This window comes from Buttiauxella sp. JUb87 (assembly GCF_004361975.1).
GTDB classification, from domain to species: Bacteria; Pseudomonadota; Gammaproteobacteria; order Enterobacterales; family Enterobacteriaceae; genus Buttiauxella; species Buttiauxella ferragutiae.
Window position 1 is genome coordinate 72175 of record NZ_SNVY01000008.1, and the last position, 22624, is coordinate 94798.

The following is a 22624-nucleotide window of genomic DNA, read 5'->3' on the forward strand; positions in this document are numbered from 1 at the left end:
TCCCTCAGACTGCCATTTTTTGACTATGCTTTAACTGCTATACACAAACAATATCGTCAAAAAAGGATACGGTTATGATTAAGAAAACTATTGCAGCGTTTTTTTCTCTCATAGTGCTTTCATCGTTACTGACTGCGTGTAATACGACTAAAGGTATGGGTGAAGATATTCAGGATGGTGGTCAGGCGATTTCTGGTGCAGCAACAAAAGCACAAAATTAATATATTAGCTGGCGGTACGGTATCAAGCCCGTACCGCTGTTAATTTTTATTATTGGTGTTGTTCTATAAACAATGAAAAGCGATTATTAATACCAAGTTTCATGCGGATATTTCGCTTATAGGTATAAACTGTCTTGGTACTTATCCCCATCATTCTGGCAATAAAATCATTATTGGCTTCATCGGTCCACAGTTTTAATATCCTCTCCTCACGTAGTGTCAGCAAGGGCGAAGTGTACTGCTGCCCAGTGTGAAACGGTGGCCGGGTACTGAGTTGCGTTTGAATGGCCGCATAAAGCTCAGGTAATGGTGTAGATTTGCTATATATCGAATGTGAGCCTTGCGACAGGCAATATTCTTCAATCTTCACGTGACGCATACTATTCAGCAACATTAAACGTATTGACTTGCCGCAAGCTGAATAAATAGAGGAGAGTTGCTGGACATTATGTAATGAGCTGGCAAAACTGGTGAAGTCAGCAATAACAAGGTTTGGTCGCCACTGTATTATTTTTTCACGAGCTAAAAGTAAATTGTCCGTTTCAGCAATGGAAAAGGCCATATTGTGACTCTGCCAGCTTTTAAAACCTTGTCGACTATAATGACAACGGTCCACTAACAATATCTTATTCATACTTACCGTTCGCGTGACTCACTATTACAGCCTTTTCTGAATGTGCGAGAAAACATTATAATATGAAGAAAACATCGGAAATGAATTGCGGATTTGCGGGTTAATTAGCAGTCAATTCTCGGCTTAGCGTCAAACACTCACTCAGCATGGCAACTAAACGTTACTGGTTTTGTGATAACAAAGTGTTTTTTTGGCTGTTCTAAGCTCGCTGGGTTGTTAAAATAACGCCCTCACCAGCCTTATGGGACGACCCATAAGCGCTTCTTGATTCCGGGGACGGCCCCATTGCTGGAGCTGTTTATGGCCTGGTTGATTCTTGTTATTGCTGGTTTATTAGAAGTTGTCTGGGCTGTCGGCCTGAAATATACCCACGGGTTCACTCGCTTATGGCCTAGCGTTATCACAGTGGTGGCAATGGTTGTAAGTGTCGCGTTGCTGTCATGGTCAATGAAAACGCTGCCGACCGGTACGGCTTACGCGGTCTGGACGGGAATTGGTGCCGTGGGTGCAGCCACTACAGGTATTTTACTGTTAGGCGAATCAGCAAGCCTGGCCCGCATCGCGAGCCTGGCGTTGATTGTTCTCGGGATTATTGGCCTGAAACTCAGCACCCATTAACTACTGGGTTGTTTAATCCACAGTAATTTTTCAACCTGGAAGCCCTGTTGTGCGGCGATTTTCAGCATTTGCTGTTTCACTTCAGGGCTGATGGTTGGCGTGCGTGACAATATCCACAGATAGTCTTTATCCGGCCCACACACCAGTGCGTGTCGGTAATCTTTATCTATCGCAATCACGTTATAGCCACCGTAAAATGGCCCAAAGAACGAGACTTTCAGTGCCGCACGGCTCGAGTCACCCGTAAAATACGCTTTGCCAACACTTTGCTGCCACATTTGCCTGTCTGGGTTAAAACCTCTGTTTATCACCCGAATACCGCCGTCATCCATGGTGCTGTAAGTGGCGGTCACTTGATTCAATCCACTTTCAAACTTATGGTCGAAGCGGGCAATTTCATACCACTTACCGAGATACCGTTTAGCGTCAAAGTTATTAACTACCGTGGTGCCTGGTGGTGGAGTAGGGGAACTACAGGAGACAACAAGAAACGCAACTGCAAGGGTGGTGATAATCGGCCAGATGCGCATAGCAAAATCCTTGTTTGTTTTTTGCTAAGTGTAGATTGCGGCGGGAAAAATTGCGGCGTGTGGACGGAAATAAATCGGCCTGCGGTGCAGGCCTGAATATATTACTGCAATGCTTCGAGGATGGTGTACCCAGCTTTTACGCGCTCGGGGTTGGGATAACTTTTATTTGCCAGCATCACAATGCCTAGCTGTTGCTCAGGGATAAATGCCACATAAGTACCAAATCCCCCGGTTGAGCCAGTTTTGTGGACCCAGGATGCCTTAACAACAGGTGCTGGCGGGTCGATGGCTACGGCTTTTTGTGGGGCGAGCGCCACTTTGTTATCGCTGCCATCAATGATGGTTTTAGCCTCAACCGGCCAGTTGAGCATTTCCCAACCTAAGCCCTGATACATGTTGCCCACTCGCCAGTAGCGCGATTGCGCGAGTTCAATTCCCTGGCGCAGTGTTTTATCACCGACCTGGTCAGGCTGCATATTGGCCTGCATCCAGCTCGCCATGTCTGTAATCGTCGATTTCACACCATAGGCTTCAGAATCCAGCATGCCTGGTGAAACGTGCACAGCCTTACCGTCACGGTAACCCCAGGCGTAATTTCTTTCTTCAGAGGCGGGCACTTTTATCCAGGTATGTGACAGGTTCAACGGCTGGAAAACACGTTCGGTCATCGCCTCTTCAAAGCTCAATCCTGACGGTTTCACTGCCAGCGCACCGAAAAGGCCGATGCTGGAATTGGCATACAGACGAGTCGTCCCCGGTGCCCATTGTGGCTGCCAGGTCTGGTAAAAGTGGAGCAGGGAAGCCGGGCTGGTGACGTCATCAGGCACCTGCAACGGCAAGCCTCCTGCGGTATAGGTGGCAAGATGCAGCAGGTTTATATCTTTCCATTGTTTACCGGTTAATTCAGGCCAGTACTTGATTGCCGGATCGCTCAGTTTAATTTCACCGCGCGCGACGATATCGCCGCCCAGCACGCCAGTAAAGGTCTTACTGACTGAGCCGAGCTCAAATAATGTCTCTTTCGTCACCGGTAAATTTTGGCTGATATCAGCTTTGCCATAAGTGAAGTAATACGGTTTTCCCTGATAAATCACGGCGACCGCCATGCCTGGAATACTCTGCTGTTTGAGTAGCGGTGCGATGACACGGTCGACTGTCTGGGCAATCTGTTTTTCAGTCAGCGTATTCGGGGCGGCAAACGTCGAGCAAGAGGCCGTGAGTAGCAGCGCACAGCTGAGAGTTTTGTTCATCATTGGTATTCCTCCATAAAACGACACTTTAGTTCTGGCCGGTACAAATAAAAAGGCCTGCGCAATGGCAGGCCTTGTTGACAATCAATGTGATTAGAGAGTGATCACACCGATAAAGGTTACGACGGTCAGAATGGCAGCAAGACCGTAGAACACCCACTTGCCAGACGGCACGTGAATTTTCAGGTCGTGCATCGCGTGGTGGATACGGTGAAGCCCACACCATAACGGCAGCACAATCATCAGGAAGATGAACAGGCGGCCAATCAGGCTTTGCGAAAATGCCAGCACACGCTCATAGCCCAAAGCATCGCCCGGGAACAGACCCAGCGGCAGCATAATGCCAACCAGCAACACGATTACCGGAGCGATGATCGCCCCCCACATGCCGCCTGCGCCAAACAGACCCCAGAATACCGGCTCGTCGGAGCGTTTTGGATTTGGATTAATCATGACGTCCCCTTACCAGAACAGTGCAACAAACAGAATGACGACAGTGGCGACAATGGTCACCGCCCACAATCCTTTAATCACCGGCTCTGGCCCCATTTTCTCATCTTTAATGATGATATTGGCGGCCTTCGGTGCCAGTTCAAACCAGGTTTTGGTATGCAGTAAAGCCGCCGCTAAGGTGATCAGATTGAGGATAACCACAATCGGGTTTTGCAGAAAACTGACAAATCCCGCCCAACTTTCCGGGCCACTTTTCAGCGAAAACAGACCGCAGATCAGCAGAATACTGAACCACACGGTTGGCACCGATGTTCCTTCGCGAATCATATAGAAACGGTAGAAGCCCAGTTTTTGCCACCAGGTCGGAGTCATCGTCCGTACATATGGCTTACGTTTCGTAGTCATTTTGCACTCCTTAGCGTGGTTTCAGGGTGGCAATCAAAAAGTCTTTCGAGCTTTCGACTTTACCCTGCTGGATGGCAGCTGCCGGATCGACGTGTTTCGGGCACACCTCGGAGCAGTAGCCCACGAAAGTGCAACTCCAGACGCCGTTCTGGCCGTTGAGCTGCGCCATACGCTCTTTCTTGCCATGGTCGCGGTTATCCAGGTTGTAACGATGAGCAAGCGTAATGGCCGCCGGGCCAATGAACTCAGGATTCAAACCAAACTGTGGGCAAGCTGCATAGCACAGGCCACAGTTGATGCAGCCGGAGAACTGATGGTATTTCGCCATCTGTGCCGGGGTTTGGGTGTTTGGCCCCTGATCTGGCGTACGCGTGTTGCCGATGATGTAAGGCTTAATCGCTTCCAGGCTTTCGATAAAGTGAGTCATGTCGACGACTAAATCGCGCTCGATAGGGAAGTTCCCCAGCGCTTCAACCTTCATACCTTGCGTGTATTCACGCAGGAAGGTTTTACAAGCCAGTTTCGGTACACGGTTGACCATCATGCCGCAAGAGCCGCAGATAGCCATACGGCACGACCAGCGGTAGGTCAGGTCTGGTGCCAAATTGTCTTTGATGTAACCCAGCGCATCAAGCAGCGAGGTTTGTTCATCATAAGGCACTTCGTAGATAGCACTGTGTGGCTCGCTGTCCGTTTCCGGGTTGTAGCGCATCACTTCAATCTTCAGAGTCTTCATCACATCAGCCATTCGACGTCTCCTTCTTCTTGTCGGCTGCTTCGGATTCCGCACCGTAGACGCGTTTAGCCGGTGGCAAAGTGGTGATTTTCACATCACTGTATTCCAGACGTGTCGTTCCATCTGCGTCACGGAAAGCGAGAGTGTGCTTCAGGAAGTTAACGTCATCACGCTCGGTACAACCTTCGTCTAAACGCTGGTGTGCACCGCGAGACTCTTTACGCGCCATCGCCGAGTGCGCCATACATTCCGCAACGTTCAGGCCGTGGCCCAGCTCGATGGTGTAGAGCAAATCGGTATTAAACACGCTGGAGGTATCGGTGATGCGTACGCGTTTGAAGCGTTCTTGCAGCTCAGACAGTTTATCGATGGTTTTCTGCATCAGCTCTGGGGTGCGATAAATACCGCAGCCTTCTTCCATCGACAGGCCCATTTCATCGCGGATTTTCGACCAGTTTTCATTGCCTTCCTGATTAACCAGTTTCTTCAGACGCGTTTCGACATCAGCGGCTTGCGCATTCAGCGCGGCATCATTCGCAGGCTGCGCTTCGTTCGCGCGCTTCATGGCACTTTCGCCCGCCATACGGCCAAACACCACCAGCTCAGCAAGAGAGTTAGAACCCAGACGGTTTGCACCATGTAGACCAACGGAAGAACATTCGCCGACGGCAAACAGCCCTTTGATACGGCTTTCGCATTGGCTATCCGTTTCGATACCGCCCATGGTGTAGTGCGCGGTAGGGCGAACTGGAATCGGCTCTTTAACCGGATCGACGCCAACATACGCTTTGGACAATTCGCAGATAAACGGCAGGCGTTCGAGGAGTTTTTTCTCGCCCAGATGACGCAGGTCGAGATAGACCACATCGCCACGTGGCGTCGGAACGGTGCGGCCTGCGCGCCATTCGTGCCAGAAGGCTTGAGAAACTTTGTCGCGTGGGCCAAGTTCCATGTACTTGTTACGTGGTTCGCCAAGCGGAGTTTCTGGTCCCATGCCGTAATCTTGCAGATAGCGATAGCCATCTTTGTTGACCAGAATACCGCCTTCACCACGGCAGCCTTCTGTCATAAGAATGCCGGAGCCTGGCAGGCCAGTTGGGTGATATTGCACGAATTCCATATCGCGTAGCGGTACGCCGTGGCTTAACGCCATGCCCATACCATCACCGGTCACGATGCCGCCGTTGGTGTTGTAGCGGTAAACACGACCTGCACCGCCGGTTGCCATTACCACGGCATTCGCGCGGATTTGCACCAGCGTGCCTTCCATCATATTCATGGCGACCAGGCCACGTGCTGCGCCGTCGTCCACCAGAATATCGAGCACGAAATGCTCGTCAAAACGCTGGATCTGCGGGAACTGTAATGAGGTCTGGAACAGGGTGTGGAGCATATGGAAGCCGGTTTTATCCGCGGCAAACCAGGTACGCTCAATCTTCATGCCACCGAAGCGACGCACGTTTACGGAACCGTCCGGACGGCGGCTCCATGGGCAACCCCATTGCTCCAGCTGTGTCATTTCGGTTGGGCATTGATGGACGAAGTAGTCGACCACATCTTGCTCGCACAACCAGTCACCACCGGCTACGGTGTCATTAAAATGGTATTCGAAACTGTCGTGATCCTGCGCAACGGCGGCAGAACCCCCTTCAGCGGCCACGGTGTGGCTACGCATTGGGTAGACTTTGGAGATCAGAGCGATTTTGGCTTGTGGATTGGCTTGTGCTGCCGCAATGGCTGCTCGTAAGCCCGCTCCGCCAGCGCCTATTATGGCGAGATCGGCTTGAAAGGTTTGCACGACATTCCTCCAGATTTTAGTGATTTCGTATAGCTAATGTAACCAAAGGTAGTTCACCAATACGGCGCTAGCTACGCGAAAGGGTTATCCCTGCTCCTTTGTAGGTAGCGGATTATAGCCGTAGGCATATTAAGGAAATTTGACGTGTTCGATTTTTTTGCTGTTCAGATCGGTAATTAATTAATTTTGATGATGAGTCAGGTCACGAAATTCAAATTTTTACTGCCAAATCGGTTCGTAGGCTGATGAAAATTTACCAGGCAAAATTTGTCTCCCTGGAGTGTTGCGAGTAGACTTCTCCGCCTTGTTTGTATACGGAGATTCCACCATGAGCGAAACGGCCACTTGGCAGCCGAGCGCATCCATCCCCAACCTGTTGAAACGCGCCGCGATCATGGCGGTTATTCGGCGTTTTTTTGCCGATCGCGGTGTACTGGAGGTGGAAACACCCTGCATGAGCCAGGCAACGGTTACAGATATTAACCTGTTCCCGTTTGAAACCCGTTTTGTTGGCCCAGGCCACGCTCAGGGCGTCAATTTGTACCTGATGACCAGCCCGGAATATCACATGAAACGCCTGCTGGCGGCGGGCATTGGCCCGGTATTCCAGTTGTGCCGCAGTTTCCGTAACGAAGAAATGGGTCGCCACCATAATCCAGAATTCACCATGCTGGAGTGGTACCGCCCTTGCTACGATATGTATCGTCTGATGAATGAAGTGGATGATTTACTGCAACAGGTTCTGGAAACTGATGCGGCAGAAACGCTCTCTTATCAGCAGGCTTTCCAACGCCACCTGGAAATTGACCCGCTTTCTGCGGACAAAACCCAGCTGCGCGAAGTGGCGAGAAAACTCGATTTAAGCAACATTGCCGATCAGGAAGAAGACCGTGACACCTTGCTGCAACTGCTTTTCAGCATGGGTGTCGAGCCGCATATTGGTAAAGATAAACCGACGTTTGTGTACCACTTCCCGGCAAGCCAGGCCGCTCTTGCACAGATCAGCACCGAAGACCATCGTGTAGCTGAGCGCTTTGAGGTTTACTTCCGAGGTATTGAGCTGGCGAATGGTTTCCACGAATTAACCGATGCGCGTGAGCAGCAGCAGCGTTTCGAGCAGGATAACCGTAAACGTGCCGCTCGCGGTTTGCCGCAGCAACCAATTGATGTGAATTTGTTGGAAGCGTTGAAGGCAGGTTTGCCAGATTGCTCAGGCGTGGCGTTAGGTGTGGATCGTTTGATTATGTTGGCTCTGAAGGCTGAAAGCCTGGCCGATGTGCTGGCGTTTCCGGTAGATCGCGCTTAAACCACCCTCACCCTCACCCTGGCCCTCTCCCTGAGGGAGAGGGGATAGTCTGGTGTTCTCCCCCCCTGAGGGCGGTACCGGTTTTCTCCTTCTCCTGGGGGAGAAGGCTCGGATGAGGGCGACCTTGCTTACAAACTCCCCGGCGTCCTGCCCGCTTTCCCTGAAGATGTCAGCGTTTTACTGCTACGTTGCCCGCCTAAAGTATCCAGACGCATCTGGAATGGTGGGAACGGTAGCTCGATTCCGTGTTCGCGGAACCCTTGCAGAATCAACTGATGAATCTCGTGACGTAGTGGCATACGGTGGTTCATCTCAGCGGCATAAATACGCAGCTCAAAAATCTGAATACCCGCCTGTAAATCCACCAGGAATGCTTCTGGCGCTGGGTTATCAATCACCAGTGAACAACGCTCAGCTGCCTGTAACAGCACCCTCGTCACTTCTTCGCTGTTCGCATCCGACGGGGCTGGAACGGTTAACACCACACGCGTTACCGAATCCGACAGCGACCAGTTGATGAACTGCTCGGTGATAAACGCCTTGTTCGGTACGATGATCTCTTTACGATCCCAGTCGCTGATCGTCGTGGCACGGGTATTGATCTTGGTGACGCTACCGGTGAGATCGCGGATCGTCACGGTATCGCCAATACGAATCGGCTTTTCGAACAAGATAATCAGGCCAGAGATAAAGTTGGCAAAAATTTCCTGTAAACCAAAACCTAAACCCACACCGAGGGCGGCGACCAGCCACTGCAATTTCGACCATTCGATACCAATCATCGAGAAACCGACCAACGTCCCCACCAGTAACAGCAGATATTTGGTGACGGTAGTAATCGCATAACCAGTACCAGGGGCTAAATCCAGATGCTGTAGCAGCGCGAGTTCAAGCAGTGCGGGAAAATTACGCACCAGTTGCATGGTAATAATCAGCACCAGAATCGCAATCAACACCGCACCAAGCGTAATCGGCTCAAGGCTTTCCACGCCTTGTACGGTTGAGGTCACATCCCACAAGGTGATGTTCTCAAGGAAGCCAAAGGCGGAATGGATTTCTGACCACAATACAATGACCGACAACAGTGCAATCAGCATCAGAATCGACCGCACCAGGCGCAGTGACTGCACACTGATGGTATCCAGATCGATTTCCTGTTCTTCGATGGTTTCAGCAGAACTTTCTGCGCTGAGGCTATGAGTGGTTTCTTCTTCGCCACGCGCACGCTGGGCGAGGATTTCAGCACGGCGATGTTTTGCACGATCAAACGCCAGGCGGCGACGCTGAATCAGCATCCAGCGGCGGATGATATGGTAGACCACCAGCAGCAGGAACCAGATAGCGACTGAGGTTTCCAGCCTGGCAAGCAAGGCCTGTGCGGTCGCGAGGTAACCGACCACGGCCGCCAGAATTGCCACTAATGGAGCGGCAAGCAGCAGGTTCCACAGCACGGTGTTCGCGATGTTTTCGCTATTGCCTTGTTTATCCAGATACAGCGGTATACCCGCACGTTTCAGGCTTAAGGTCACCAGCGCTAACGCACCACAAATCAAAATAAAGCACAGCCGCCCAAGTGAGCCTGAGAATTCACGATCGCTAAGATTATCAAACATAATCAAGGCCATAATCAGTGGCACGATCAGGCCGATACTCATCAGGTAGTAACGCATCGCGCGGGCCACACGTTGTTGCGGCCAGCCAAAATGCACGATGAACAAACCGTTAGGGCGCGCAAACGTGGCACAAATCATCACGGCCCACAGCAAGGGAACGGTGGCGGTTACACCATCACCAATTGCCACCGCGAGGGGATACGGCCACGCAGCCTGAAGCCCGAAACCGAGCGTTGCCCATAGCACCGGCAGCGGGAGCGCCACCAGAATCGACCAGAACACGGTGCGCAAGGTTAAGCTGAAATGATCCTGCGTCACTTTACCGACTTTGGCGCTTGAGCGGTCCAGGAAGGCGGTGAAATGGCGGCGCGAACTAATACTGAAACCGACGAGGATCAACGCACCAAACAGCGGCAACAGCGTTTCCTTGCTGGTCAGCATCATCATGGTAGCGCTGCCGAGTTGGCTGAAGGTATCCATCGAAACCAGACGGCGTAAATCCTGCACTAACTCAACCGGCCAGGCGAATCCTATTGGACTAACGTCTGAGGTCCAGAACAGGTAACGGTGTGTGGCTACGTTGACCTCTTTGAGTGCATCTTCCAGTTGGCTGTTCGCCACTTTCAGCTTGGTCAGTTCAAGGATGAGGTTATCGCCACCTTGCAGCAAAGAATTGAGCAGTTCGCGCTGGGTACGTAGTTGCGCTTCCAGAATACGATTTTGCTCGCTGGTGAGCGGCTGACCATTGGTTTGGCGAGTTTGCATAAGCTGTTGTTGTTTACTCAGCAGGTCTTCGTAATGCAAACGCTGGACACGCAACTGGCCGAGTTCGGTATCCACTTGCTGAGGTTTTGGCATTTCAGGCAAACGGGCTACTTGAGCACGCAGCGCTTCGCCGAGGACGTTTGAAACGCCCAGCCATTGTGATTGCTCGCGCAGCGTATTAAGTGCCTGGCGCACTTGCACCGTCTGGCTGGAGGCCTGGCGTTGCTGCGAGGCCACTAAATCCATACGCTGAGCTTGTTGGTTCAATGCCTGAGATAGTTGGCGGTTATTATTAAACTGGGCAACGATCTCTGGCGGCAGGTTGGCGCTGCTTTCGGCCAACAGTTCGGTGCTTTCCAGCGCTTGTTCTGCTTCACGCTGGCGCTGGTTATTCAGTTGGTTACGCAATGCCTGAAGATAAGCATCCAGCTGTGCGCTCTGTTTTTGGGCCAGCTCGGCCCGCAGGCGAGCGAGTTCCTGGCGATTACTGGCTGACAATTGTGCCAGTTCCAGTTCATCGACTAACGCTTTCAGGCGTGAAGCTTCAGCCTGCAAAGCGATGTTCTGCGCCTGAGTTAATGGTGTGCTGGTGGCTGGCAAGGTTCCCATCCGACGCTCAACGTCGTTTAACTGGCGGCGAGCATCAGTTTGCTGCTGCGGGAGCTGGCTGAGTGAGTCCGTGATTTCTCGGGTGCGTTCCTGCTCTTGCTGCGCAAGACGGCTTTTATCCAGCAACTGACTACTGACTTGCAGGATTTCCTGATTTAACGCATCGGTCGACAGGCCATCAGGCACTTTTTGTGGTTCATCGTGCTGATTATTGATTTGTCGACGCAAGGTATCTGAAAGTTTGGGGAAGTTATCTATAACTTGTTGATATTGTGTGGCTCGTTCCAGGGAGACTTTGCGTTCATCAAGCGCATTAAGGGCCGCCTGTAGAGCTTCCACAGTTTCAGCACTGCCTGGTTTATCCTTCGCAGATTTGGCTTGTTCCAGTTCCTGGGTGATTTGTTTGGCGTCGGGGGCCGTTGCGGCGTAGGCACCGAGGCTGAGGCAGCAACCGATCAGTAATGTGATTATCAGGCGCACGTCAGTCCCTTATTTATGAACCAGCCCTCATGGTGAGGGCTGGAGATAATAGCGTTATTAGATGTCTGGTTTGTTCTCTGGTGTGTCCGTTTCAGCTGCCACTTCTGGTTCGGGAATTTCGCTTACCGGAATTTCTGGTTCACTCATCGGTTCAGTCGAGATTGCCAGCGGCTCACCAATTTTGGTCGCAGACAGGCTTTGCAGCTGTTCAACCAGGTTCACTTTACCCGGTGCGAACAAGTTAATAACCGTTGAACCTAGTTTAAAGCGACCCATTTCCTGGCCTTTTAACAGTGCCACAGAACCTTCGCTTTCGCCCGCAGGCCATGTCCAGCGTTTGATAACGCCTTCACGCGGTGGTGTGATGGTGCCAGCCCAGACTGTTTCGATGCTGCCAACAATGGTGGCACCCACCAGAATTTGGGCCATCGGGCCAAATTCGGTATCAAACAGGCAGATAACGCGTTCGTTACGGGCAAACAGATTCGGCACGTTTTGCGCGGTTAAATGGTTCACAGAGAACAAGTCGCCCGGCACGTAAATCATCTCACGCAAAATACCGTTACAAGGCATGTGAACGCGGTGGTAGTCACGTGGTGACAGATAAGTCGTAACGAAGCTGCCGTTACGGAACAAATCTGCCATTAAGTAGTTACCGGCGAGCAGGGCTTCGAGGCTGTAATTATGGCCTTTTGCCTGCAAGATTTTGTCTTCTTCAATTGGGCCTAACTGGCTGACTACGCCATCTGCTGGCATCACCAGCACATTAGGGTCGGTGTTCACTGGGCGAACATCGTCACGCAGTGGGCGAACGAAGAATTCGTTGAAGGTGCGGTAGCTGGCGGTGTCCGGCTTCTGTGCTTCCTTCATGTCGACTTTGTAGTATTTGACGAACAGATCGATAACCAGTTTGGTTAACCAGCCTGCTCGTTTGCTTGCACCCCAGCCTGCCAGGCGTGTCAGCCAAAGTTTAGGCAGGATGTACTGGAGTGAAAGTTTAAAATTGTCTAACAAGATAGCCTCCTGGCTAAGTACACATGTAAGCGGGCATACACAAAAAGGAGCGCGATTTTAGCGATGCCCAGCTTAATTGTCAGCGGTCAGTATCGGAAAAGGTTTTACGCGATTTTACCTCGGACATACTTTCCAGTATGCGGTGGTAGTTATCGAAACGCGTTTCTGCGATTTCCCCACGTTCAACAGCTTCGCGCAGTGCGCAGCCTGGATCGTTGGTGTGGCTGCAGTCACGGTATTTGCAACGACCTAAATAGTCGTGGAATTCAGTAAACCCATGAGTGACCTGATCCGGCTCTAAGTGCCACAAACCAAACTCACGCACGCCTGGGGAGTCGATAACATCACCGCCGCCCGGGAAGTGATACAGACGTGAAGCGGTGGTGGTGTGTTGACCTAAACCGGAGTTGTCCGAAACGTCATTGACCAGAATCTGGACTTCTTTAAAGCCGAGAAGGTTGTTGAGCAGGCTGGATTTGCCCACACCTGATTGCCCGGCAAAAATACTGACGCGGCCAATCAACGCTTCTTCAAGCTCTTTCAGACCTTCAACTTTGTGGCTGGAAACGAACAGAACGCGATAACCAATCTTGCGGTAGATATCCATTTGTTCATTGACGAACTTCAGGCCTGCTTCGTCCAGCAGGTCGGTTTTGTTCAGTACCAGCAATGGTTCGACATCGAGCGTTTCGCACGCCACCAGATAACGGTCAATAATATTCAGTGACAGCTCCGGCAAGATCGCGGAAACCACGATGATTTGGTCGATATTAGCGGCAATAGGTTTTACGCCGTCGTAGAAATCAGGGCGCGTCAGGACGGTAGTGCGCTCATGTACTGCATCTACAATGCCTTTAATCGTGACACCGGCAGCCGCTTCTTTAGCTGGGCGCCAGACCACGTTGTCGCCAGTCACCAGCGAACGGATGGTGCGACGAATATTGCAGCGGTGAATTTCACCACCGAGAGATTCAACATCGGCATGTTGGCCGAAACGGCTTATCACGCGGCCATCGCGCGGTTCACCAAACTGAGAGTCGTCGGGATCGGCTTTCTCCACAGTCTGTTTAAGCCGACGCTGGTGGTTTGCTGAAACCCGGCGCTGCTGTCCTTTGGAGAGTTTATTTTTGCTCAATCTTACTGGCTCCTGGTCGCCCGTAGTGGGCAAAACCTCTATGATACACACTATTTTATACGAGTTAACCCATCGACAAGGGTGGGCTACGCACAAGAAGGGTGGAAAATAGCATGAGTGGAAATGAAAACAATCTCATTTGGATTGATTTAGAAATGACCGGCCTGGACCCCGAGCGGGATCGCATAATTGAAATCGCCACTCTGGTTACTGATGCCAATTTGAATATCCTCGCTGAAGGACCAACCATTGCTGTTCATCAGTCTGATGAGCAACTGGCGCTGATGGATGACTGGAATGTGCGTACTCATACTGGAAGTGGCCTGGTTGAGCGTGTCAAAGCGAGTACCCAGGATGACCGCGCAGCTGAACTGGCAACACTTGAGTTCCTAAAGCTTTGGGTGCCAGCGAATAGCTCGCCAATCTGTGGTAACAGTATCGGCCAGGATCGTCGTTTCCTGTTTAAGTATATGCCTGAGCTGGAAGCTTACTTCCACTACCGTTATCTGGATGTCAGTACGCTCAAAGAGCTGGCGCGCCGTTGGAAACCTGAGATTCTGGCTGATTTCAAAAAGCAGGGCACTCATCAGGCAATGGACGATATTCGTGAGTCAGTGGCTGAGTTAGCATTCTATCGCGAGAATTTTATTAAGCTTTGACAGGCGTGTGGGAGGAGCTAAACTCCTCCATCGCTGAGATATTAATCATTTTGGCGTTTAAATCGCCATTCAAACTAATTTTGTGAAAAAAACCTTTTGAGGGGCTTGCGACTAAAACGATTTCTCGTATAATGCGCCTCCCGTACCGATGCAGAATTTGCAGCGTTACACAGAGCGGGAATAGCTCAGTTGGTAGAGCACGACCTTGCCAAGGTCGGGGTCGCGAGTTCGAGTCTCGTTTCCCGCTCCAAATTTGATTAGGCTTTTTACAGCCAGCACCACCCAAGCGGGAATAGCTCAGTTGGTAGAGCACGACCTTGCCAAGGTCGGGGTCGCGAGTTCGAGTCTCGTTTCCCGCTCCAAATTCTAATATCCAGTACAAATTATCCACAACGCTAAGTCGCGTCGGTGGTGGTTTTTACGTTCCTCAAAAACTATTGTGAACAGACTTATCCACAGCTTAGTTTTATTCCCTTCGATCGCTAATTATTTATTAACTTTTACATATTTAGTTTAACTAATTGATTTAATTCATTTTTATAATGTTTAAAAATGTTAACTCGATCGCTTGCAGATTTTACATCGCTTGTGGGGCAAGGCTTTCAAATTTTTATTCACATCCTGTGGACATTTCACGCATCACGTTTTAACCCCTTTTCAATGACTCGAACCAGACGCTGTTTTTGCGGTAACTGGACTTCCGTTGCATTCGCGCTTCGTCTGGTTAATTGTTGCGCAATCGCCCAGTCGATGTGTTCGTCAAGAAGTGGGTGCTCACCTTTTCGTTGTTGTAGTGCTTCCAGAATCGCTTCATCCCATGGCGCATTACCCATCGCTACCGCAATATTTCGCAGCCAGCGCAAATGTCCAATGCGCCGAATTGCCGAACCTTCGGTTACCCGCAGGAAATACTCTTCACTCCAGGCGAATAACTCAACCAGCGGTGGTGCATGTAACGCACGGCGCGGGCTAAAGTCGTCTTCTGTGGTGAGTTGCGAAAAACGATTCCACGGGCAAATCAGTTGGCAGTCGTCACATCCATAGATGCGGTTACCGATTAATGGTCTGAACTCTTCGGGAATGGCGCCTTCAAGCTCAATGGTGAGGTAGGAGATGCAGCGCCTGGCATCCACGGTGTATGGCTCCACAATCGCGCCGGTTGGACAAATAGTCATGCAAGCCACACAGCGCCCACACTGTTCCTCGATAGCTTTATCAACAGGAAGAGGGATATCGACCAACAGCTCGCCGAGGAAAAAGAATGAACCGGCTTCCTGATTAAGGATAAGTGAGTGCTTACCTGTCCAACCCAGACCGGCTTTTTCTGCCAACGGGCGTTCAAGAATCGGCGCAGAATCCACAAAAGGTCTAAAATTCAGCGTGGAACAGTGGGACTGGATCATTTCACCCAGTTTTTTGAGCCGATTACGCAGCAGTTTGTGGTAGTCACGTCCAAGCGCGTAGCGGCTGATATAACCAATTTTGGGGTTTTTGAGCGTTGAAGCGAAGGCTGCGTTTGCCGGAAGATAGTTCATGCGCACGCTAATCACACGCAAAGTGCCGGGGAGCAGTTCGTGAGGCCGGGCACGCATCATGCCGTGACGAGCCATCCAGTCCATCTCACCGTGGTATTGTTTATCCAGCCACATCTGGAGCGCAGGCTCGCTGGCGGTGAGATCGGTATCGGAAATTCCAACTTGCTGGAAGCCGAGTTCGATCCCCCACTGTTTAATATTTTGCGCTAATTGATTGAGATCGAGGGGCTGTGACATGACGGACCTGAGCCTAAAAATAACCGCTAAAAGTATACCACATTCAGTCTGGTCAGCAGACTGGCTGCGCACCGCTGAAAAGCAGGCGGCGGATGACTTAGGGTTAACGCTGTATGAATTGATGCAACGAGCGGGAGCGGCGGCGTTTAATTTAGCCCGTGAACTGTACCCGCAAACTCACCACTGGTTGATTGCATGCGGGCATGGCAATAACGGCGGCGATGGTTACGTGGTGGCTCGGCTTGCTCAGGCTGCTGGCATCCGCGTGACATTGCTGGCATTAGAAAGCGATAAAGCCTTACCGGAAGAAGCTGCTACAGCGCGCGATGCCTGGCTAAATGCCGCGGGTGTGATTCACGCAGCGGATACTGTCTGGCCCGATGATATCGACCTTGTGATTGATGGTGTGTTGGGAACCGGTCTGAATAGCGTGCCGCGTGAGGCTGCAGTACAGCTTATCGAACAATGTAATCAGTATTCGGCACCGGTCATTGCGCTGGATATTCCTTCAGGCCTGCTCGCAGAAACTGGGGCGACACCAGGTGCAGTGATACATGCCTCCCATACCCTGACGTTTATTGCTCTCAAACCTGGCTTACTAACGGGAAAGGCTCGGGATGTGGTCGGTAAACTGCATTTTCATGCGCTTGGTCTTGAAGAGTGGTTGCAAGGCCAGACAGCGCCAATTTCTCGCGTGGATAGCGCACAATTATCCGGCTGGCTACCGCCACGGAAACCTACTTCGCACAAAGGCACTAACGGGCGGCTGGTGGTTATTGGTGGTGATTACGGTACTGCCGGAGCGATTAGAATGGCGGGTGAAGCCGCATTACGGGCGGGGGCGGGTTTAGTCAGAGTGCTGACACGTATCGAGAACGTTGTACCATTGCTCACTGCTCGTCCGGAATTAATGGTTCAGGAACTGACTGCACAAACGCTTGATGAATCTCTTGAGTGGGCTGATGTGGTGGTCATTGGCCCAGGTTTAGGGCAGCAGGAGTGGGGCAAAAGCGCCTTACAAAAAGCAGAGAACAGTCAGAAACCGATGTTGTGGGATGCCGATGCGCTTAACCTTCTGGCAATCAATCCCGATAAACGTCAGAATCGCGTGATTACGCCGCATCCTGGAGAGGCCGCCAGGTTATTAAATTGTACCGTATCTCAAATTGAGAGTGACCGCTTACTTTCCGCGGACCGCCTGGTAAAACGTTATGGTGGAATTGTGGTCTTAAAAGGTGCCGGTACGATTGTGGCCAGCCAAAGTGGTGAGTGCGCAATGATTGATGTGGGTAATGCTGGTATGGGCAGTGGTGGAATGGGGGATGTGCTGTCCGGAATTATCGGAGCGTTGCTGGCACAGAAGTTAACCCCGTATGATGCTGCTTGCGCTGGTTGTGTTGCTCATGGTGCTGCTGCTGACATGTTAGCCCATCGCTACGGCACGCGTGGCATGTTAGCGAGCGACTTATTAACGACGTTGTACCCTTTTGTTAACCCGGATTTGAATAGCAAAGAAAATGATTAATCGAGTTATCGCATTACCTGATGAAGCTGCGACATTAGAGTTGGGTGCCCGTCTGGCTAAAGCCTGCGAAGGTGCCACCGTTATTCATCTGTATGGTGACCTGGGCGCGGGGAAAACGACATTTAGCCGTGGTTTTATACAGGCGCTAGGCCATAAAGGGAACGTTAAAAGCCCAACCTATACGTTGGTGGAGCCGTACACCCTCGGCGATTTGATGGTGTATCACTTCGATCTTTACCGTCTTGCCGATCCAGAAGAACTCGAGTTTATGGGAATCCGTGACTATTTCACCAATGATGCAATCAGTCTGGTGGAGTGGCCGCAACAAGGTCAGGGTGTGCTTCCAGAACCGGATGTCGAAATCCACCTAAGTTACCAGGCTTGCGGGCGCGAAGCGTGTCTGAAAGCAGTTTCCTCATCTGGTGAGTCGTTACTGGCGCGGTTGGCCAAATAACAAGGATGACGGGATGATCTCTCGCGTAAAAAGTTGGTTGATGGCGGTGTGTTTACTGGTACTGACTGTACAGGTCAACGCCGCAAATTTAGCAGATATTCAGGTATCAAATGGTGATTCGCAGGCGCGGATCACCTTTAGTTTTATTGGTGACCCTGAATATGCTTTTTCTCAGGATGATAAAAAAAGCGTTGCTCTGGATATCAAGCAAACCGGTGTTATTAGAGGTTTGCCGCTGCTATTCAGTGGCAATAATCTGGTGAAAAGCATTCGATCCGGGCAACCTAAAGATAGCGGTTCTTTACGTCTGGTGGTGGACCTCACCCAGCCAGGTAAAACACGAGCGGTGAAACAGCAGCACGGCGCTAATTATACGGTGGTATTTACCATTAATGCCGATGCACCGCCGCCGCCACCTCCACCAGTAGTGGCGAAACGTGTTGAAGTGTTGCCAGTAACACGTCCCGCTGAACCGGCAAAAAATCCTTTTAGTTCTCAAACCGTAACCGGTGCCATGAGTTCGAATACCGTCACGCATCCGGCACGAGCGAAACGCACCACCACTCAATCCGATACTATCGTCGTCGCCATTGATGCCGGTCACGGTGGGCAAGATCCTGGCGCGATTGGCCCCGGTGGTACCAAAGAGAAAAACGTCACTATTTCTATCGCCCGTAAACTTCGTGAGTTGCTTAATGACGACTCCATGTTTAAAGGTGTGCTCACTCGCGATGGCGACTATTTTATTTCAGTGATGGGGCGTTCAGATGTCGCCCGTAAGCAGAACGCCAATATTCTGGTGTCGATTCATGCTGATGCCGCACCAAATCGCGATGCAACAGGGGCTTCTGTCTGGGTGTTGTCAAATCGCCGGGCAAATAGCGAAATGGCAGGCTGGCTTGAGCAACACGAAAAACAATCCGAGTTACTTGGCGGCGCGGGCGATGTGCTGGCCAACAGCCAGGCGGATCCTTATCTCAGCCAGGCGGTGCTGGATTTGCAATTCGGCCATTCTCAGCGCGTCGGGTATGATGTGGCAACCAAAGTTCTGGCGCAGATGCAGCGGGTAGGCGCGTTACATAAACGCCGTCCGGAGCATGCGAGCCTTGGGGTGTTACGTTCCCCGGATATTCCTTCTGTGTTGGTGGAAACCGGGTTTATCAGTAACCATTCGGAAGAGCGTCTGCTGGATAGCGATGATTATCAGCAAAAAATTGCCCAGGCTATTTATCAAGGGTTAAAGGATTATTTCCTGACGCATCCGCTACAATCAGCACCTGACTCTTCTCAGACCGCACGCTCAGGCTCAGGTGTCGATCAGGTCGCGATTACTCAATAAGGATATTTCATGCCGATTCAGGTTTTGCCGCCGCAACTTGCCAACCAGATTGCGGCTGGCGAAGTGGTAGAGCGCCCCGCGTCGGTGGTGAAAGAACTGGTTGAGAACAGCCTTGATGCGGGTGCTACGCGGATTGATATTGATATCGAACGTGGTGGTGCCAAGCTCATTCGCATTCGCGACAATGGCTGCGGGATTAAAAAAGATGAGCTGGCGCTGGCGCTGGCTCGTCATGCCACCAGTAAAATCGCCACACTTGATGACCTTGAAGCCATTATTAGCCTTGGTTTTCGTGGTGAAGCGCTGGCGAGTATTAGCTCAGTTGCGCGGCTGACGTTAACGTCGCGTACTGCTGAACAAAGCGAGGCGTGGCAGGCTTATGCCGAAGGACGCGAACAAGATGTGACGGTTAAACCTGCCGCACATCCTGTTGGAACCACGCTCGAGGTGTTGGATCTGTTCTACAACACGCCTGCCCGGCGCAAATTTATGCGCACCGAAAAAACTGAATTCAACCACATTGATGAAATAGTCAGACGTATTGCGCTGGCGCGCTTCGATGTGTCAATTAATCTCACCCATAACGGTAAAGTGATACGTCAGTACCGTGCTGTAGCGGAAGGCGCACCACGTGAACGCCGCCTTGGGGCAATCTGCGGTACTGCATTCCTCGAACAAGCGTTGGCCATCGAATGGCAACATGGTGATTTGGCGTTGCGTGGCTGGGTGGCTGAACCGTCTGCCACCACGTCTGCGCTTGCTGAGATTCAATACTGTTATGTGAATGGACGCATGATGCGCGATCGCCTGATCAACCATGCGATCCGCCAGGCCTGTGAAGATAAGCTTGGGGCCGAGCAACAACCCGCATTTGTGCTATATCTTGAAATTGACCCGCATCAGGTGGATGTGAATGTGCATCCCGCTAAGCATGAAGTCCGTTTTCATCAGTCGCGCCTGGTACATGATTTTATCTACCAGGGCGTGTTAAGCGTTTTGCAACAGCAGAGCGAAAATCGTCTACCGTTGGAAGAGACTGCGGAAGATCCACAACCGCGCTGGCAGCCTGAAAACCGCGTTGCATCGGGGCGGAATCAGTTTGCGACCCCTGCTCCGGCAACGACACATCGCGAAGCGGCATATCGTGACGTTGCACCACGTAGTTCTGGGGAAAATATCCCTGGGCATAGCGGTGGGGGCGTGAATAAAGTCGCACCATTGTGGCCCCATGCTGCACCCGGTTTTCAGAAGAAAGAAGGTGCGTTGTACCGCGAGTTACTGGATACACCCGCATCTGCGGTGGAGAATCGTGTTGCTGAGCCTGAAGTTTTCGAGGCGTTAGATGCACATGCGCAAAGTTTTGGCCGCGTACTGACGGTTCTTCCTCCGGACCTGGCGTTGCTGGAACGCGAAGGCAAATTGATGCTGCTTTCACTAAGCGTAGCTGAGCGCTGGTTGAGAATGGCGCAGCTCGTGCCGGGTAGTGAAGGCGCTCGAGCCCAACCGTTGTTGATACCCGTTCGGTTGAAGGTGACCAAAGAAGAACAGGATGTTTTGCTGAAAAATCAATCACTGTTGCTGGAAATGGGCATCGAATTTGTTGCGGAGTCGCGTCAGATAACAATTCGCACGGTACCTTTACCTTTGCGTAAACAAAATTTACAAATCTTGATTCACGAACTGCCAGGATACCTGGCGCAACAGACAGAGGTTAGCGCAACACAGATTGCTCAATGGTTTGCTCGTCAAATGGACGGCTTTCATGAACAATGGAACCAGTCACAGGCAATTGCCCTGCTGGCTGACGTAGAGCGTCTTTGTCCGCAACTGGTGAAATCACCACCTGGCGGTTTGTTACAACCTGTTGATTTACAATTGGCGATGAACGCCCTGAAACATGACTGAAGTTAAGCAAAACCTGCCACAGGCAATTTTTTTGATGGGGCCGACGGCCTCAGGTAAGACAGCGTTAGCCATTAATTTGCGTAAAACGTTGCCGGTAGAGTTGATAAGCGTCGATTCGGCCCTTATCTATCAAGGGATGGACATCGGTACCGCGAAGCCAACGGCAGAAGAACTCGCCCAGGCTCCGCATCGGTTACTTGATATTCTCGACCCGGCACAGGCTTATTCCGCCGCAGATTTCCGGCGTGATGCACTGGCTGAAATGGCGGAAATTACCGCTGCAGGACGTATCCCCTTATTAGTAGGGGGAACGATGCTCTACTTCAAGGCATTGTTAGAAGGTTTATCGCCGTTGCCATCCGCCTCTCCTGAAGTTCGGGAACGGATAGAAAAACAGGCAGCAGAGCAAGGATGGGATGCGTTGCACCGTGAATTAGCACTGGTTGATCCGGTTGCTGCTGCTCGTATTCATCCAAATGATCCACAAAGGCTTTCCCGGGCACTGGAAGTTTTTTTCATTTCGGGTAAAACTTTAACGGAACTGACACAAACGTCAGGAGAAGCTCTGCCTTACCAGGTGCATCAGTTCGCCATCGCCCCGGCGAGCCGTGAACTGCTCCATCAAAGAATTGAGCAGCGTTTTCATCAGATGTTAGCTTCGGGATTTGAAGCTGAAGTACGGGCTCTTTTTGCCCGTGGTGATTTGCATACGGACATGCCTTCCATTCGTTGTGTGGGTTACCGGCAGATGTGGTCTTATCTGGCGGGTGAAATTCCTCATGATGAAATGGTTTATCGTGGTATTTGCGCGACGAGACAATTGGCTAAGCGTCAAATGACCTGGTTGAGAGGTTGGGAAGGTGTTCACTGGTTAGACAGTGATAATCCGTCCCAGTCTTACAACGATGTAGTACAGGTAGTTAGTGCGAAGCATCAATGAATGTGTACAATTGAATCGTTATGGTGCGCAGTATCTTACGCAGTTTTTCAGAGCCTCAGGGCTCTTGAGTTACAAACAACAAGCATATAAGGAAAAGATAGAATGGCTAAGGGGCAATCATTACAAGATCCGTTCTTGAACGCACTGCGTCGCGAACGTGTTCCAGTTTCTATTTATTTGGTGAATGGTATTAAGCTGCAAGGTCAGATTGAGTCTTTTGATCAGTTTGTGATCCTGTTGAAAAACACGGTTAGCCAGATGGTCTATAAGCACGCGATTTCAACTGTTGTTCCGTCTCGTCCGGTATCTCATCACAGCAATAACACCGGTACTAGCGGTTCTGGCAGCTACCACCATGGTGGAAGTGCGCAAGGTTCTGCGCCACAACAAGACAACGAAGACGCTGAATAAGGCATAACGTTGTTTTTCCAAGCCGGGGAACCAGGGATGCTGGGTTCCCCGC

At 51.2% G+C, this 22624-nt stretch carries 21 protein-coding genes and 2 tRNA genes; 12 read left to right on the plus strand and 11 right to left on the minus strand.

Annotated elements, in window-relative coordinates; all coding sequences use genetic code 11:
* The first annotated feature begins 74 nt into the window (after nt 1-74).
* Nucleotides 75-221, plus strand: coding sequence for a lipoprotein toxin entericidin B (gene ecnB, locus EC843_RS20255; protein ID WP_034492730.1), 147 nt, complete (start codon nt 75-77; stop codon nt 219-221).
* Nucleotides 222-270: 49 nt separating this feature from the next.
* Here ecnB and EC843_RS20260 read toward each other — a convergent pair whose 3' ends face one another.
* Nucleotides 271-783, minus strand: coding sequence for a LuxR C-terminal-related transcriptional regulator (locus EC843_RS20260; protein WP_232887174.1), 513 nt, complete (start codon nt 781-783; stop codon nt 271-273).
* A gap of 372 nt (nt 784-1155) precedes the next feature.
* Here EC843_RS20260 and sugE point away from each other — a divergent pair, with 372 nt between their 5' ends.
* Nucleotides 1156-1473, plus strand: coding sequence for a quaternary ammonium compound efflux SMR transporter SugE (sugE, locus tag EC843_RS20265; RefSeq protein WP_064540805.1), 318 nt, complete (start codon nt 1156-1158; stop codon nt 1471-1473).
* Here sugE and EC843_RS20270 read toward each other — a convergent pair.
* The 6 genes from EC843_RS20270 to frdA all read right to left on the minus strand — a co-directional run bounded on the left by EC843_RS20270 (nt 1470) and on the right by frdA (nt 6645).
* On the minus strand, nt 1470-2003 hold the full coding sequence (locus tag EC843_RS20270; protein ID WP_133522957.1) for a lipocalin family protein: 534 nt from the start codon (nt 2001-2003) through the stop codon (nt 1470-1472). The two genes, sugE and EC843_RS20270, sit on opposite strands and share 4 nt — an antisense overlap.
* A 101-nt stretch (nt 2004-2104) precedes the next feature.
* Complete coding sequence (gene ampC / locus EC843_RS20275; protein ID WP_133522958.1) at nt 2105-3256, minus strand: CMY2/MIR/ACT/EC family class C beta-lactamase; 1152 nt, start codon at nt 3254-3256, stop codon at nt 2105-2107.
* A gap of 90 nt (nt 3257-3346) precedes the next feature.
* A complete protein-coding gene (frdD, locus tag EC843_RS20280; protein WP_064540797.1) occupies nt 3347-3706 on the minus strand; it encodes a fumarate reductase subunit FrdD in 360 nt (119 codons plus the stop codon).
* A gap of 9 nt (nt 3707-3715) precedes the next feature.
* On the minus strand, nt 3716-4111 hold the full coding sequence (frdC, locus tag EC843_RS20285) for a fumarate reductase subunit FrdC (protein ID WP_064540794.1): 396 nt from the start codon (nt 4109-4111) through the stop codon (nt 3716-3718).
* Between the two features lie 10 nt (nt 4112-4121).
* Nucleotides 4122-4859, minus strand: a complete 738-nt coding sequence (locus EC843_RS20290) for a succinate dehydrogenase/fumarate reductase iron-sulfur subunit (RefSeq protein ID WP_064540792.1) — start codon at nt 4857-4859, stop codon at nt 4122-4124.
* Nucleotides 4852-6645, minus strand: coding sequence for a fumarate reductase (quinol) flavoprotein subunit (frdA, locus tag EC843_RS20295; RefSeq protein WP_133522959.1), 1794 nt, complete (start codon nt 6643-6645; stop codon nt 4852-4854). The genes EC843_RS20290 and frdA overlap by 8 nt, the downstream gene beginning before the upstream one ends.
* Before the next feature lie 328 nt (nt 6646-6973).
* Between frdA and epmA the strand changes: the two genes are divergently transcribed.
* A complete protein-coding gene (gene epmA / locus EC843_RS20300) occupies nt 6974-7951 on the plus strand; it encodes an elongation factor P--(R)-beta-lysine ligase (protein ID WP_064540787.1) in 978 nt (325 codons plus the stop codon).
* A gap of 128 nt (nt 7952-8079) precedes the next feature.
* Here epmA and mscM read toward each other — a convergent pair whose 3' ends face one another.
* The 3 genes from mscM to rsgA form a co-directional block, all read right to left on the minus strand.
* Nucleotides 8080-11418, minus strand: a complete 3339-nt coding sequence (mscM, locus tag EC843_RS20305; RefSeq protein WP_064540784.1) for a miniconductance mechanosensitive channel MscM — start codon at nt 11416-11418, stop codon at nt 8080-8082.
* 57 nt (nt 11419-11475) lie between these two features.
* A complete protein-coding gene (asd, locus tag EC843_RS20310) occupies nt 11476-12432 on the minus strand; it encodes an archaetidylserine decarboxylase (protein ID WP_064540779.1) in 957 nt (318 codons plus the stop codon).
* Nucleotides 12433-12511: 79 nt separating this feature from the next.
* Complete coding sequence (rsgA, locus tag EC843_RS20315; protein WP_064540777.1) at nt 12512-13567, minus strand: small ribosomal subunit biogenesis GTPase RsgA; 1056 nt, start codon at nt 13565-13567, stop codon at nt 12512-12514.
* Between the two features lie 113 nt (nt 13568-13680).
* Between rsgA and orn the strand changes: the two genes are divergently transcribed.
* From orn to EC843_RS20330, 3 genes are all read left to right on the plus strand, one after another.
* Nucleotides 13681-14226: an oligoribonuclease gene (orn, locus tag EC843_RS20320; RefSeq protein WP_064540773.1), complete on the plus strand. Its 546-nt coding sequence runs from the start codon at nt 13681-13683 to the stop codon at nt 14224-14226.
* A gap of 174 nt (nt 14227-14400) precedes the next feature.
* A tRNA-Gly gene (locus EC843_RS20325) sits at nt 14401-14476 on the plus strand.
* 36 nt (nt 14477-14512) lie between these two features.
* A tRNA-Gly gene (locus EC843_RS20330) sits at nt 14513-14588 on the plus strand.
* Nucleotides 14589-14858: 270 nt separating this feature from the next.
* On the opposite strand, the gene queG is transcribed toward EC843_RS20330, so the two are convergent.
* Nucleotides 14859-15998: a tRNA epoxyqueuosine(34) reductase QueG gene (gene queG / locus EC843_RS20335; protein WP_121814470.1), complete on the minus strand. Its 1140-nt coding sequence runs from the start codon at nt 15996-15998 to the stop codon at nt 14859-14861.
* Here queG and nnr point away from each other — a divergent pair.
* The 6 genes from nnr (at nt 15997) to hfq (ending at nt 22572) form a co-directional block, all read left to right on the plus strand.
* On the plus strand, nt 15997-17523 hold the full coding sequence (gene nnr, locus EC843_RS20340) for a bifunctional ADP-dependent NAD(P)H-hydrate dehydratase/NAD(P)H-hydrate epimerase (RefSeq protein WP_133522960.1): 1527 nt from the start codon (nt 15997-15999) through the stop codon (nt 17521-17523). The genes queG and nnr overlap by 2 nt on opposite strands.
* Complete coding sequence (gene tsaE, locus EC843_RS20345) at nt 17516-17977, plus strand: tRNA (adenosine(37)-N6)-threonylcarbamoyltransferase complex ATPase subunit type 1 TsaE (protein ID WP_064540762.1); 462 nt, start codon at nt 17516-17518, stop codon at nt 17975-17977. Before nnr ends, tsaE begins: the two co-directional genes overlap by 8 nt.
* A 13-nt stretch (nt 17978-17990) precedes the next feature.
* Nucleotides 17991-19316, plus strand: coding sequence for an N-acetylmuramoyl-L-alanine amidase AmiB (amiB, locus tag EC843_RS20350; RefSeq protein WP_133522961.1), 1326 nt, complete (start codon nt 17991-17993; stop codon nt 19314-19316).
* Between the two features lie 9 nt (nt 19317-19325).
* On the plus strand, nt 19326-21221 hold the full coding sequence (gene mutL / locus EC843_RS20355) for a DNA mismatch repair endonuclease MutL (protein ID WP_133522962.1): 1896 nt from the start codon (nt 19326-19328) through the stop codon (nt 21219-21221).
* The gene (miaA, locus tag EC843_RS20360; RefSeq protein ID WP_064540755.1) at nt 21214-22161 is read left to right on the plus strand and encodes a tRNA (adenosine(37)-N6)-dimethylallyltransferase MiaA; all 948 of its coding nucleotides are present in this window, start codon (nt 21214-21216) and stop codon (nt 22159-22161) included. Before mutL ends, miaA begins: the two co-directional genes overlap by 8 nt.
* A gap of 102 nt (nt 22162-22263) precedes the next feature.
* Complete coding sequence (gene hfq, locus EC843_RS20365) at nt 22264-22572, plus strand: RNA chaperone Hfq (RefSeq protein WP_034461169.1); 309 nt, start codon at nt 22264-22266, stop codon at nt 22570-22572.
* Nucleotides 22573-22624: the final 52 nt, after the last annotated feature.

Bases quoted from the DNA above. Each gene is read 5' to 3' on its own strand.
- ecnB (WP_034492730.1), top strand. From the start codon at position 75: ATGATTAAGAAAACTATTGCAGCGTTTTTTTCTCTCATAGTGCTTTCA.
- EC843_RS20260 (WP_232887174.1), bottom strand. From the start codon at position 783: ATGGCCTTTTCCATTGCTGAAACGGACAATTTACTTTTAGCTCGTGAA.
- sugE (WP_064540805.1), top strand. From the start codon at position 1,156: ATGGCCTGGTTGATTCTTGTTATTGCTGGTTTATTAGAAGTTGTCTGG.
- EC843_RS20270 (WP_133522957.1), bottom strand. From the start codon at position 2,003: ATGCGCATCTGGCCGATTATCACCACCCTTGCAGTTGCGTTTCTTGTT.
- ampC (WP_133522958.1), bottom strand. From the start codon at position 3,256: ATGATGAACAAAACTCTCAGCTGTGCGCTGCTACTCACGGCCTCTTGC.
- frdD (WP_064540797.1), bottom strand. From the start codon at position 3,706: ATGATTAATCCAAATCCAAAACGCTCCGACGAGCCGGTATTCTGGGGT.
- frdC (WP_064540794.1), bottom strand. From the start codon at position 4,111: ATGACTACGAAACGTAAGCCATATGTACGGACGATGACTCCGACCTGG.
- EC843_RS20290 (WP_064540792.1), bottom strand. From the start codon at position 4,859: ATGGCTGATGTGATGAAGACTCTGAAGATTGAAGTGATGCGCTACAAC.
- epmA (WP_064540787.1), top strand. From the start codon at position 6,974: ATGAGCGAAACGGCCACTTGGCAGCCGAGCGCATCCATCCCCAACCTG.
- orn (WP_064540773.1), top strand. From the start codon at position 13,681: ATGAGTGGAAATGAAAACAATCTCATTTGGATTGATTTAGAAATGACC.
- nnr (WP_133522960.1), top strand. From the start codon at position 15,997: ATGACGGACCTGAGCCTAAAAATAACCGCTAAAAGTATACCACATTCA.
- queG (WP_121814470.1), bottom strand. From the start codon at position 15,998: ATGTCACAGCCCCTCGATCTCAATCAATTAGCGCAAAATATTAAACAG.
- tsaE (WP_064540762.1), top strand. From the start codon at position 17,516: ATGATTAATCGAGTTATCGCATTACCTGATGAAGCTGCGACATTAGAG.
- amiB (WP_133522961.1), top strand. From the start codon at position 17,991: ATGATCTCTCGCGTAAAAAGTTGGTTGATGGCGGTGTGTTTACTGGTA.
- mutL (WP_133522962.1), top strand. From the start codon at position 19,326: ATGCCGATTCAGGTTTTGCCGCCGCAACTTGCCAACCAGATTGCGGCT.
- miaA (WP_064540755.1), top strand. From the start codon at position 21,214: ATGACTGAAGTTAAGCAAAACCTGCCACAGGCAATTTTTTTGATGGGG.
- hfq (WP_034461169.1), top strand. From the start codon at position 22,264: ATGGCTAAGGGGCAATCATTACAAGATCCGTTCTTGAACGCACTGCGT.